A 13,035-nucleotide genomic window follows, 5' to 3' on the forward strand; every position below is an offset into this window, starting at 1 on the left:
AGGATAAATTGCTTTGCTACTTTTTTAATCCTAAGAGTATGCCTCACTTTTAATACGATGAGGCTTATTAAAAGTATCCTTCTTTTTATTGGAAAAATTTATGATTTATTTCCAGCTATATGAAATACTGGTTCTCGAATAAAGCGATACTAAAAAAATAAAGGGGCTATTGGTAAAACAAAAGGTAGGGGCAATTAAAATGGGTACTAGGCTAAACTTATATTATGATAATTGATCCTGTTTAATAAGTGAGGTAGCTTAGTGCCTAGATTTTATTTAAAAATTCTATTTTTGAAATTTTAGTCATACAAAAAAATACTCTATTGTAAAAGGGGTTAACATTACTTTTTACATAGAAAATTACTCCCATAGAAAATTACTCCCTATGTTTAATAATGTTTTAGAATAGCAAACGGAGATATATAATGGCCAAGAAAATCTCACTAAAAAGCGAAATGGGTAAAAAAGTAACCTATCTAGTAAATTCTAGTAAACATCAGAAGTTAGATATTTCTGAGGAAGGATTGCTATTTAGAGCTAAGTCAAGAGATTATATGCCCCCTGCATCATACGTAAATGTTTATCAGGTAAAGCAAATGACAATAGATTCTAATTTTAAGGTTAACCTAACTGAACTTAAGGAAAAATATCCACAAAATGAAAGAATATTTGAGCAGCTTATAGTCGGTGCTAATGCAATAATAAAACCTGGTAATAGTATAACTTATATAAGAACAATTTTTGATGGATTGAATTGCTTTCTTGAATTTTTGAATAGTGAGAGAAATCTTAGCAATATTTGCGTAAGCAACGTCGCTGATATAGATATCTTGGTTGCTAAATCTTTCTGTAATTACTTATTATGTGTATATCCTAAACTTACTAGTAATCGTAAAAGGTATAATGTTATTAAACGGATTGTTAATAGATTACAAGAACTATATCCAAATGACCCTCTTATAGGAAGTAGCCTTAACTGGCCCAAAGGACCAAGCGTTAATGAAGTTGTGGTAGAAGGTTACCATCCTAAGGAAATGAAAGAGTTATGGGAAGCGTGTATTGAAGACATTAAAGAAGTAGTTTGTTTTCATCAAAATTATATCAGCATTGAACATGAGTTACTATTAGAAGAATGGAATCTTGAAAATATTATGTATTATCTTAATGTACGTTGGGAACAACCTAATGTTGTAAGAAATTCAAAACCAACCCCTAGTAGGGTTAGATTTATATTAAGAAATTTGCCAAATGCTCAAGAATTTTTAAAACAATATGGGTACACTTATAATGATATATATAATATATATCTGAAAAATGGCTTGGAATTAGCTTTACGTGGAAGATTACCATTCAAAACGATGATAAGTCAGACGCCAGACCAAGAAAGAGCTACGTTACAGTTTAATTTAGTATTAGCAACTTTAAAAAAGCAATACCCTTTAGTTCCGTTTTATTGCGATATTGGTGAAGCAAGAAATATATTGTCTAGTAAAAAGGTGTTAAATAATGACCCCATTGGTGAGATGATAAATAGTATATTACGTATCAGCGCTACAAAAATTAATTTCATGAACGGGACATTAGGAAAAATGGCAGTATATGCCGCAAAACACTTTGTCTTTGATACTATTTACCCATTTTTACTCCTAGCTCTTATTAATACAGGATGGAACTTAGAAAGTATGTTATCTATCAGTGATGATGTCGATGCACATATAACACCAGATTTAATAGACCCAGAAAGCTATGTATTAATACATAGCCAAAAAGTTCGTGGCTCAAAAGATGGGAAACAACTAAAAAAAATTACTCACCGTTCAAGTAAAAAGAATAGATTTGGTACTTATAGATTACTCAAATATGTAGAAAGCATTATCACTCAATATAAGGATAGTCCTTATTATAAGAACTGTTATTTGTGGCAATACATTACAAATAATAAAAAAACCTCAATAATAAGAACAATTAATAATATAGAAGTTAGTTTTACTAAAGTAAGTCAGAGATTTCTTGAACGCCATAGATTAAAATATGTCTCAGGAAAAACCATCTCACACCCTAAGATTAGGTCTGGATATGCCGCCTTAAGGCAGCTTTTAGGTTCAACTGAATGGGAAATTGGGGAAGAATTTGGGCACAGCAATAAAGAGACTATTATACATTATACATCTGATGAAAGCAGTAACTTGGTTCAGGACTTAGTAATTAAAAAAATTCAAAAACAATTTATAAACGATTTAAAAAATTTTAAAGTTAGAGTTGTTGAATCTAAAACTTTAAAGGAACTTAGCAAAGCTATAAATGAAGCTAAAACAGAGTCTGATAAAAATAAAATGATAAAAAATGAAGCAACTAAACTTGGGTTGTATGAAAAAACTATTGTAAATATAATTGATGCTGGTTCACAGAAATATATTCTTGTATGCGAAGATTCTACGAAACCATCATGGCCTGGATTTGCTGAACTTGTTAAGGAGGGCCAGAAGTGCAGATACTTTAATAAATGTGCGCTATGTTCTCAATCAATTGTCTTCCCAGAGGCGTTACAATATATCGCTAGACGTATATTGGATTTGGATAAGTTAAAATCTTCACTTATATCAAGTGAATGGATTTTACAGTATGGTGATGAATACGAGGCATGGTTGCAGATACTACATAGTTGGTCTAATCAAGAGCAAGTAGAAAATGCTTGGGAATTAGCCAAAACAGGCTGTGTAATTTTACCACAAATAATGAGGGGTGTATGAAGTGTGCGAGGATAAATATATTCATGCTGTTGAGTTTTTAGCAAAAAAATATAAGACGGTACTCAATGAAGAAGATAGTTATATTTTTGAAAAAATCGCAACTCAAAATGTTGAAGAAGAGATTGAGCAAGTGGGAGTAACTTTAATTAATTTATCATCACTCCCTTATGATAATATAGGGAAATTAAAGGTTAGCCGAATAAGCTTTTTTCAAGATTCTAAATGGGATTGGAGACAAGAAGGGAGTCCAATTTACAGGAAAGCTTTTTTTTCTTGGGATAAAAATGTATCAAATGGAGTCTCGTTGCTTAACAAAGAAAACTTTCACTTGTGTCACTTGTTAAAAATGATTGCATTTTATTATTTACCACAAAATGCTTGCTTTAACAATGTTAAGTCTTATAATACTACAAAAGCACAGTTGAGTTGTTTAATTAATTTGGGTAAGTTTCTTTTCAAAAATAGGTTTTTTGTTGATATACAAGGGAATGGAACTTTTATAAATACAGCTTACTTAAGAAAGGAGCATTTTTTGGATTATTTAGAAAATGATTTAAAAGATCCTAATTCTAAGTATAATTTTTCTAAACAAGTTAAGCAATGGAGAATAATATCCCAAAATGGACTTATTCCAGTTGAATACAGATTAGATTTTGACCCTTTCGAAGCTGATATGTACAAGAAGTTATTTTATGATATGGAAGAAAATAAAGGGACATATATGCCAATATCCCTTGAAACATTATCAGAATTAATACCTCTGTGCATCAAATTAATTGAAACACACTCTGATGAAGTACTAAAACTTTATAATGTGCTTTGGCCAATTATTGCTGGTGGAAAGGTTCGTAAAACTCAAAAATTTAAATGGAGTAATGCAATAGATGAATTATTGAGAATGAACCTAAAATCTTTGGATTTAAAAATGTTTAGATTTGTTAAATACGAAGATATTACAATGAGTATGAAAGATTCAAATAAACTGATACATGCCATTTATAATCATCCAAACTGGAATAAAGAAACATTAAAATTTAAGGATGTTAAGAATTTAAGTCGACATGAGAGATTAAAGATTGCCTCTAAATTAGGTATTGATTTAGAATTATTTGATAAATCAACTATGTATGACCTTTTAAAAATTAAACGTGAAGCAACAAATCTTGTGATTGAATTAAGAAATGCATGTGTTGTAATTCTTTTTCTGGTTACTGGAATGCGATGTAGTGAAATGTATCTGCTTGAATATGGTGGTTGTTGGCAAATTAAAGGGTCTGAAGACGATTTTCGTATTAGAATTTCAGTTTCAAAAACTTCTGATGCCTCATCCGGGAACATAGTTGTGCTCCCTATACCAGAAATAGGGTATAAAGCATTTAAGTGTTTAGAATACTTAACAGAAAAAGCTCGGATTTGGGGTAAAACAGATAAATTGATGGTTAGTCCCACTGTGTTTTTTGGTAAAGAGATTCAACAAGAAACTATAAATCTGTTTATACAACGTTGGTGTGAAGATTTGGAAATAGAGCATATCCATCCACACCGGTTTCGAAAAACGCTTGCAATGTTTGCAATATATCAAAACCCTAATTATATTGGTATTATTAAAAGGCTTTTTTCTCATAAAAGTTTAGCTATGACGCTTGCATATATTGTAAAGTTACCTGGGATGAACGAAGAAATTAAGCTATCTGTAATTGAACAAAACAAACAACTGCTTAGTGAGTTGCTTGAAGCTATAAATAGAAAATGCATAGGTGGTAAAGCTGGAAATAGGATAAAGGAGGTTCTAAGTGAGTCTAAGATATTTAAAGCTAATTTATATGACTATGGTTGGGAGAGCCTTGAACAGTATATCGAGATTTTATTGCAGGATGGACTTAAAATTTTGCATCGTACATCATTTGGGGCTATCTGCACAAACACTCATTCGGGGTTGGCATATCTAGGACCAGAAACATGTAATTGTAATGTAGTAGATTGCGAATGGGCTGTTTTTACAGGTAATTCAATTGAAGATTTAGAAAATGATATTAAATTTCACAGTAATTTACTTACAAAAGATTGTTCGGAAGAACAAAAGCAGTTTTCGATGTCGTTTATTAAAAATTGTATTGAAAGATTATCTGAACTAAAAGGATCGGAAATTGTTAGTAAGAAGTACCATGAATTAATAAACATGAGGGCATAGACATGAAAAATAAGTTTTTAACCCATAATGATGCACTGGATTTAGTTTATAATGTGATAGCAGCATTAAGAAAAGAAGGGAGAACAAAAATCAAAGTAAGTGAAATTGCAAGAACAGCAGGTGTTAGTCGATCAACTATAAATTCTAATCATAAAGATTGGGCTGAAGTACGAGATGTTATAAGAAATAATAAGCCTTCAGTAAGGGTTAATTTGGCTTTAGATGAAATTCGTGAGAGAACCAAGTGGCAAATTGAAGCTTCAAGGCTCGATAAAGAATTACTAAGTTGCCATGAAGATTTAAAAGAACTAACTGAATTTGTTGAAAATGTCTACAAGAAGCTACTAAATCAACTTCACAAATATGTATATCAAGCCAAAAAAGTACCTGGGGAAATGGAAAGAGAAGCTAAAGTCCTATTAGAACTTCAAGAACTAAAAAAAAGAGTAGAATATTATGAAGCTGAAATTAGAAATTTAAAGGCTGACTCGGTTAATAATGCAGCTGTGTTGCCCTTCATAAAAAAGGAAATAGTTGAAGTATTTACACAAGATCAAAGAGCTGATTTATTAAATAAGGATCTTCTGGGATTATCATTTGATGCGCTAAGTAAGTTGGATTATTATTTTACAAAACACAATTATCCTAAAGTCGTTTATGTGTTGTGTGGAAATTTCGCCAGTGGAAAATCAACTTGGATTTCAGAACATAGACCCTCACATGAAGGAACAACTATTTACTTTGAAAGTACGAATCATAGTAAAGACCTTCGAACAATAACTTTAAAATATATTAGTAAACTAAGCTCAGATTGTAAGGTAATTTGTGTTAGAACAATGTGTGATGTTGAGCAATGTCTAGTGAGAAATTCAAATGATACTAGACTCAGATTTAAAAATGTTATATCTGAGGAGTTAATTAAAGTTATTGAAAAAAACTTCGAAGAAGTTTCTGTTAAAGAGGGTTTTGACGAAATAATTATTGTAGGAGGTACCTAATGGCTGAATCAGGTAGAGTCAAAGGCATAATAAATGTAAAAAAGTTCATTGAATTTGTTAATTATCATAATCTGGAGAATGATTGGTATAAATATGTTAGTCAAAATAGTAATAAGATACATCGAGGCCTGATTTGTGAAGAATGTGGCTTTAGTAAAAGTGTTATTGTTCAAAATCCAAAACTTAAGGATGAATTCGAAAAATTAGTACAGGATTTGATAAGAAAAGGTATTTTATCTAACCAATCATCTAATCCGACTAACATTGACTATGATGAACAAGAGATTTTTATTAAGACTTATAAAGAAAAGATTATTAAATTTAAAGACGGTGTTGATAATCTTAAAAAATTAGTTACTTTATATTCACAGGAAATAAATTTATTAGTACATACTGATGTCTTGAAGGATAAATGAATAAAAAAGTTGTTTAAATATGTATTCTTAACTTTAATAATTAATTGTTAGGTGGTGTAAATATGAAATTCATCGAGACAGACGGTTTGAAGAATACAATTGTAAGACTTAAAGGAGGTGTACCAATATATTTGACGGATGACTATGAAGTTATAGAAGGACCAACCTACTGGGCTATGGCGATTGCACAAACAAGATCTCGGAGTATAGAAACGCTAAAACAATATACTTCGATTTTAGCAAGATATCTACAATGGAGAGATAATGAAGGTTATAAAGCAGAAAATTGGCAATACGTTGACGAAGACATAATAAACGAATATATAGGATACCTAAAAGAAAATAGAGATGAAAAGGGAAGGCCCAATGATTCAGCGATTAAATTTTACATAGCGAGGTTACAAGCCTTTTATAAATGGGCAAGTGAAAATAGTTATACGCATTATTGGAAAATGGATATGGACAAGGTTTCAATTACTATAAAAAATAGGTTAATGGTTAATAAAAATATAGAGATAGATGCACTTTGTTTTCAAATACAAAATGGTAAACCTACTCATGTTGATTCATATAGAGATAAGTTCATACATAGAGAGCATATTCCCCAAATTTTATGTTTATTTGACGATGTAGTTTATGCAATAATTGCACTTATAATTTGGAGAACTGCTTTAAGACCAAAAGAACTGTTTCAATTACCTTATAGAGGTATTGGACTTAATTCAGGACTTAGACGTTATCAAGATTATGTGTTAGAAACCCTCTCTCCAATCTTATTTGAATTTGAATCAAAAGGAAAACGGAGAAGTATAAACTTTCCACCTGATCTATGGGCATTTATTTGTAGAATATGGATGCCAAAAAGAGTAGAACGCGCAACCTTATTCCGCGAAAAGCATGGTGTTATGCCACCAAATAGTGCGTTGTTTATATCAAAAAATGGTATTATTGTTACTAGAAAAATGCTTCGTGATAACTTTTTAAAAGTAACTGAAATTGACGAATGCCCTGAGAAGAAGATTACCCCATATATGCTTAGACATTCCTTTGCTACATATTTTGTATTTAATGCATTAAAACAGTGTGATTTATTGGGAAAAGCTTATGCATATAATGCTATAATAGACCAATCATTACGTGAGTGGATGGGTCATACTGATATTGATACAACATACAAGTATTATGTGCATTTAGTGAATCGTTATTTTTATAATGATTTACTAGAAGACTTAAATAAAGACGAAAATAAGGCTCATTTCAAAATTATAGAAAGCTTGTAACTTTCTCAATATAAGGGTATAGGAGTGAATCATTATAACTGGTTGTTGCGGTTTTCAAAATCGAATAAAGCAGTATTAGAGGAGTAGCAAGAAAAATATCGAGCTTATGAGACTGCAACCATTTTGAGAGTGCCGAAAAAGGATATAATTCACGTTTTATATTATACTAGTTAAAATGTTGTAGGTGTTTCCATAAACAAGAAGAAACACAATGTACGTTTTGTAAAAAGAAGTGATATTTTTGATTTTATCTGGCTCGGCAAGGAATTGGGTGTTGGAGTAAAGGATATTGTATTTAACAAATATCCTGTATTATATGAGATGTATGCTTCAGTAAGAGAATTCAGAGAAATAATTACTAAGAAAAGCATTACATATCTTAATTTATACATTGAGAGTTATAAATTAAGATAACAAAAATCTAAAGTCTTTCGCGAATGGTTTGTTAAAAGATATTGAAGCGATTGAAAATGTTGTATCAAGGACATTCAGTAATGGTTATGTCTAAGGTAATAATAATCGTTTGAAGATGATTAAACGAATTATGTACGGGAGAGCCGGGCTCCCATTACTAAAAGCTAAGATTATATATTAGCTTTTTATTACTGTATACTCAAATAAGCGTAAGAACCTCGGATGTGGCCGAAATATGCATACACTTTTAGCAAATAGTATTAAAAATGTTGAACAATACTATCACAAAGCTTATACATACGTGTTTAAATATGATTAGACATTTTAGTTTAAGTTAATCATGTTAAAAATATTGATATATAAAAGATATAGAGCAGTCAAACGTTTATGTGTGACTTATAACAAGTAATATAAAATCAGGAACAGTTGAAGTTATTATTATCATCGCAGTTCTTGTGGGTGTGGCTCTGCTTTTCAGAAAGCAACTGATTACCTTTGTAAATGGTATAATAAAAAATCTATTTCCGGATGCAAGCAAGCTTGAGGACAACAGGAATGGTGCTGATATAAAGCTTGTAGGTTAGGTATATAAATATGAAGAATACTAAAGGAAGTTTTACTGTTGAAGCTTCACTGGTTTTTTCCGTAGTTTTTCTTATGGTGGCTGCATTTGTATACATATTTGTAATTATGTATCAATATGTATACGTACAAAGCATAGCTGATGAGGCTGCAACCAAAGGAGCTTACTATTATGTTAATCAAACAGGAGAAAATTACTGCTCAAATAAAATGAATGAACTGTACTGGAGAATTTATGATAAAAATAAAAGCAAGAAATTATCAGGGATTAGTAATTATGTAAATAAATTATTGGGCAAGTCTATTCTTCCGACTGAAAATAATATCTCTGTAAATACAAATAACAAAATTCTTATGAAAAATCTCAAAATAGAAATTCAAGAGAAATATCCTCTCCCTGTCGGCAACATGTTTGATATTTTTGGTCTGTCTCCAGTACTAAGTCTTAAAGCTGTGTCTAATTCACCACTGGATGACAATGCAGAATTCATAAGAAACATGGATATTGTGAAAGACATCTATAATTGTATTCAGAACAGCGATAACAAATGGATTGGAGAGGATTCACAGTTGGAAGACATACTTGAAAAACTGTTGAAGAAAAATTGAAGGAGAAATTATGGTTAGACATCATAAAACTAAAGGTGCAATAACAGTGTTTTTAAGCATCGTTCTGTCTGCTGTATTTCTGGTTATTGGAACATTTACTGATGGAGCCAGACTCAGGCTTGCTCATTCACATGTGCAAAGGGCAAACAAATCTGCCCTTTCCTCAGTACTTGCAAATTATAACAATGAATTAAAAGACGAGTATGGACTATTTGGAGTTTATTTGGATGAGGACTCAATACAGGAAACATTTGAAGAGTATTTCCGTAAAAACCTTGGAATTGTTGGTGAAGGAAAATCTATGTATGATTTTTGTATAGATGACATTAAACTTGACAATCTATACAGTCTTGAGAATAAAGATGTATTCGATAAACAGATAATGGAGTTCATGAAGTACAGGGCACCGTACGAATTGGCGACTGAACTTATTGAAAAGGTAAAAGGAATTAAGAACATTTCAAAAGGGTCAAATTTATACAGCCGAAAACTACAGACAGACAAGTATGCAGCAGAAATAGGAGAAATGCAACTTTTACTTGAGAACAAAACAAAGAGAATAAATGAATTAAATTTACCGGTTCAATTATCAATGCTTAACAATGATTTTAAAAATCAAAATGAAGTTCTTAATGAAAAAAATAAAAGTTTACAAAATCTCGAAATTACTTTTAACAGTGAAACTGATATAAAGAAAAAACAGGATATAGGGAAATTACTACAAAATGCACGGGAGGAAATCCAAAGTATAAATATCACAAAAAATAATATAAAAAATATTATTCTTGATGGAGTAAATCAATTCAAAACACTAAATTCCGAAGCTGTTTTGGAAGCTGATGCTATTGCTGCTAAGAAAAAAGTACTCTGCGACAGGATTAATGGAGAAATGAAACAATTAGAAGAAAATGGGGAGGGGATCCCTGAACTTCAGAATTCTTATAAAAACAGCATGGATGAGATGAAAAGCTTGGTGGGACAAGACAATTCAGAGACTCTACTTGCGAGTTTCAATCAGAATATTGAAAAATGTAATAAAATATTAAGCTCTGCGGACAGAGAACAAGAATTTCTAAATTCACTTGATAAATTTTCAACCACAGATATTAATAAGTACTTATTTGGTAAAACACAAGCTTCCTATTCAAAAGATAAGGACAACCGTAAAATAGCCTCAAAAGCGCTAAAGGATGCGTTTGAAACGGACGGAGATTCAAAAAGAATACCCCAGAACCTGTTAGAGTACCTACCCTCACAAAAGTCCGGTTTCCAAGAGGAAACCGAAGCTCGAGCCTGGGATAGTATGGACTTTGAAGATGAAAGCTGTTCGGTAGACAATTTTGATTATATTGCAGATAAAGAAAATATTTTAAGTAACATAATTAATAAAATATCAGAAGAACTTTTCTTTAACGAATACATTATGGGAACCTTTAAGCATGGTGTACCAATTTTAAAAGGTCAGACGGAGAAAGATGCTTACAATCTAAGGTCAAAAGAAAAATCAAAGAGAACATCGTTTTTTACAAACTTTGAGGTGGAATACATAATAAACGGTCATAAAGAGGAAGCAGTAAATTCAATGTTAACAAAATCAGAAATAATGTCAATACGACTCATTGCAAATGTACTTAACATATATGCCGACAGTTCAAAAACTGCTAGGGTTACAAGTCTCGCAGCAGCATTAAGCGCCTGGTGTGCCGGTCTGTCAACTCCATTGATTCAAACAATGCTGATTTTTTCATGGGCTACTTTCGAGTCCCTGTATGACATTAACATACTTGAAAAGGGAGGAAAAGTCCCACTGTTTAAGACTAATGACCAATGGATGACTGATATTTCAGGAGCTGTAGGAAAAAAAGAAGCAAATAAAGCTGACAATGACACCTTATGCCTTAGTTATCAGGACTACTTAAAAATATTTCTTGTGACTATGAATAAAGACAAAAAGCTTACCAGGGTGCAGGACCTTGTCCAGCTAAACAAAAGTGTTAAAAGTCCCGGATTTCTTCTGGAAGATTGCAAGGTATTTATAAAAGCTGATACAAAGGTTTCCATAAAACATCTCTTTGTATCATTTCCAATGTTTAATGCTGATTCCAGAAGAAATATTAGCCGGTCATGTATTAATGAAAGTATGTACCTTGGGTATTAAAGGGGGGCTTTGTCTGTGAAAAGGAAAGACTTGCGGGATAGAGGGTCTATTACAGTGGAAGCTGCAATATGTTTACCATTTTTTATAATTGTTGTAATTTCATTTGTTTTTTTAATAAAGGTATATTTTGCACATGAGATAATTCAGCATGCTATAACAGCGGCTTGTGATGAAATGAGTGTATACAGTCTCATGTATTATAGTACAAATGCAGAGGAGCTGGTAGTAGGACTACAAAAATTCTACGATTCTGAAAAAGTAAGTAATGAACTGGAAAATGCAGGGTTATTACAGTATATCCGGGAATTTGGAAAGGATGCGACAGATTACCTCCGGGCACAGGCTGTACTGGTTCCCATTACAAAAATTCTTGTAAGAGAACACCTTGGTAATTCATTAGATAAAGCAGATTTAAGATTGAAAAATTTAAACATCCCTAAAGGGTTGGAGGGAATTGACTTTACTCACAGCAAATTGCTTGCTGATGGTAGGAGCATAGATATTGTTGCTGAATACAAGTTGGAGTTTCCGTTTCTTTCACAATTGCTGCCCGGGATTAAAATAACTCAGACCGCATCGGCTTGTATTTGGGCGGGAGAAGACGGTGTAAGTTCATTAAAAGGTGACAGTCAAGAAAATGAACAATGTGTATGGAACTTGGACAAGATTAAAAGAGGTCGAGAAATACGCAGACTTCAGGGTGCAAACCTGCCCTTCAATTTTCCTGTAATATCAAAATATGCAAATGGAACAGCTACCAGTATTAAAAGCCTCAATCTTGATGAAATATATTACCATAACACCGATAATCTTAACAATAAGATAAAGGAGTATATCAGAAAACTTCAAGAGTTTAATGGTGGGAAAAGCGGTTCAGTCACAATAGACGGTAGCCAAATATATAGGAAAGAGCTGATATTGGTTGTACCGGAAACAGATATTACGAATGCTCAGCTGCAAACCCTCAATAAATGTATAGATATTGCCAAAGAAAAAGGAATAAGTTTAAAAATTGTAAAGGCTTATGGTAAACAAAATAATATAAAAAATGGGGTGGACAATGGAAAGGGTTACTGAGACAAAGAATATAAAATTAAGAAAAATAACAGCAACTATACTTTGTATAGTTGTATGGACAGCAGGGACTATTGTAACAGTCGGTTTTTTGAATAAGTCAAAAGTGGCAACTGTTATAGAGGTACTGTTGGTTGTTCAGCTTTTGGCAGCCCTCTGGGATATAAACAGCATGACAATCCCGGTGAAAATCACTGTTCCGGCAATTCTTGTGGGTGTAGGTATTATGGCCTTGACAGGGCGAATTCTAGAAGGAATGGCAGCTTCAATTGTTTCATTTATACTTATGAAGCTTTTGACTGTCATATCCCGAAATCAGGTTGGGGGTGGAGATATTGCAATCATGACTATAACGGGCCTTTATAGCGGAATCAGTACTTTGATTTCCATACTGTTTACCTCTGTAACTTTAGCGGGGCTATTTTCTTCAATTTTTATTTTAAGTGGGAAAGCTCATAAGAAAACGGAGATACCTTTTGCTCCGTTTATACTTTCTGCAACAGTAATGTTGATTTTAATCGGTTATGTACAATATTTATAAATAAAAAACTGTCGGGGTGATA

Annotated in this window: 10 protein-coding genes; all 10 read left to right on the forward strand. The window is 32.1% G+C overall.

Features of this window, described 5'->3' with window-relative positions:
• Positions 1-425: 425 nt before the first annotated feature.
• The 10 genes from CLO1100_RS07330 (at position 426) to CLO1100_RS07375 (ending at position 13,013) form a co-directional block, all read left to right on the forward strand.
• Positions 426-2,750: a hypothetical protein gene (locus tag CLO1100_RS07330; RefSeq protein ID WP_014313129.1), complete on the forward strand. Its 2,325-nt coding sequence runs from the start codon at positions 426-428 to the stop codon at positions 2,748-2,750.
• 1 nt (position 2,751) lies between these two features.
• Positions 2,752-4,941 carry a site-specific integrase gene (locus CLO1100_RS07335; protein ID WP_014313130.1) on the forward strand — a complete coding sequence of 730 codons (2,190 nt, stop codon included), beginning with the start codon at positions 2,752-2,754 and terminating at the stop codon, positions 4,939-4,941.
• A gap of 2 nt (positions 4,942-4,943) precedes the next feature.
• Positions 4,944-5,939 carry a hypothetical protein gene (locus CLO1100_RS07340; RefSeq protein WP_014313131.1) on the forward strand — a complete coding sequence of 332 codons (996 nt, stop codon included), beginning with the start codon at positions 4,944-4,946 and terminating at the stop codon, positions 5,937-5,939.
• The gene (locus CLO1100_RS07345; protein ID WP_014313132.1) at positions 5,939-6,355 is read left to right on the forward strand and encodes a hypothetical protein; all 417 of its coding nucleotides are present in this window, start codon (positions 5,939-5,941) and stop codon (positions 6,353-6,355) included. Before CLO1100_RS07340 ends, CLO1100_RS07345 begins: the two co-directional genes overlap by 1 nt.
• 62 nt (positions 6,356-6,417) lie before the next feature.
• Positions 6,418-7,635, forward strand: a complete 1,218-nt coding sequence (locus tag CLO1100_RS07350) for a site-specific integrase (protein ID WP_014313133.1) — start codon at positions 6,418-6,420, stop codon at positions 7,633-7,635.
• Between the two features lie 824 nt (positions 7,636-8,459).
• On the forward strand, positions 8,460-8,633 hold the full coding sequence (locus CLO1100_RS07355; RefSeq protein WP_278244409.1) for a Flp1 family type IVb pilin: 174 nt from the start codon (positions 8,460-8,462) through the stop codon (positions 8,631-8,633).
• A 10-nt stretch (positions 8,634-8,643) separates the two neighbouring features.
• The gene (locus tag CLO1100_RS07360; protein WP_014313134.1) at positions 8,644-9,240 is read left to right on the forward strand and encodes a TadE family protein; all 597 of its coding nucleotides are present in this window, start codon (positions 8,644-8,646) and stop codon (positions 9,238-9,240) included.
• 10 nt (positions 9,241-9,250) lie between these two features.
• A complete protein-coding gene (locus tag CLO1100_RS07365) occupies positions 9,251-11,398 on the forward strand; it encodes a DUF5702 domain-containing protein (protein ID WP_014313135.1) in 2,148 nt (715 codons plus the stop codon).
• A gap of 15 nt (positions 11,399-11,413) precedes the next feature.
• The gene (locus CLO1100_RS07370; protein WP_014313136.1) at positions 11,414-12,475 is read left to right on the forward strand and encodes a pilus biosynthesis protein TadE; all 1,062 of its coding nucleotides are present in this window, start codon (positions 11,414-11,416) and stop codon (positions 12,473-12,475) included.
• Complete coding sequence (locus CLO1100_RS07375) at positions 12,459-13,013, forward strand: A24 family peptidase (RefSeq protein WP_014313137.1); 555 nt, start codon at positions 12,459-12,461, stop codon at positions 13,011-13,013. The genes CLO1100_RS07370 and CLO1100_RS07375 overlap by 17 nt, the downstream gene beginning before the upstream one ends.
• Positions 13,014-13,035 lie beyond the last annotated feature (22 nt).

Source organism: Clostridium sp. BNL1100 (genome assembly GCF_000244875.1).
Classification (GTDB): domain Bacteria; phylum Bacillota; class Clostridia; order Acetivibrionales; family DSM-1351; genus Ruminiclostridium.

Bases quoted from the DNA above. Each gene is read 5' to 3' on its own strand.
- CLO1100_RS07330 (WP_014313129.1), top strand. From the start codon at position 426: ATGGCCAAGAAAATCTCACTAAAAAGCGAAATGGGTAAAAAAGTAACC.
- CLO1100_RS07340 (WP_014313131.1), top strand. From the start codon at position 4,944: ATGAAAAATAAGTTTTTAACCCATAATGATGCACTGGATTTAGTTTAT.
- CLO1100_RS07345 (WP_014313132.1), top strand. From the start codon at position 5,939: ATGGCTGAATCAGGTAGAGTCAAAGGCATAATAAATGTAAAAAAGTTC.
- CLO1100_RS07350 (WP_014313133.1), top strand. From the start codon at position 6,418: ATGAAATTCATCGAGACAGACGGTTTGAAGAATACAATTGTAAGACTT.
- CLO1100_RS07360 (WP_014313134.1), top strand. From the start codon at position 8,644: ATGAAGAATACTAAAGGAAGTTTTACTGTTGAAGCTTCACTGGTTTTT.
- CLO1100_RS07365 (WP_014313135.1), top strand. From the start codon at position 9,251: ATGGTTAGACATCATAAAACTAAAGGTGCAATAACAGTGTTTTTAAGC.
- CLO1100_RS07375 (WP_014313137.1), top strand. From the start codon at position 12,459: ATGGAAAGGGTTACTGAGACAAAGAATATAAAATTAAGAAAAATAACA.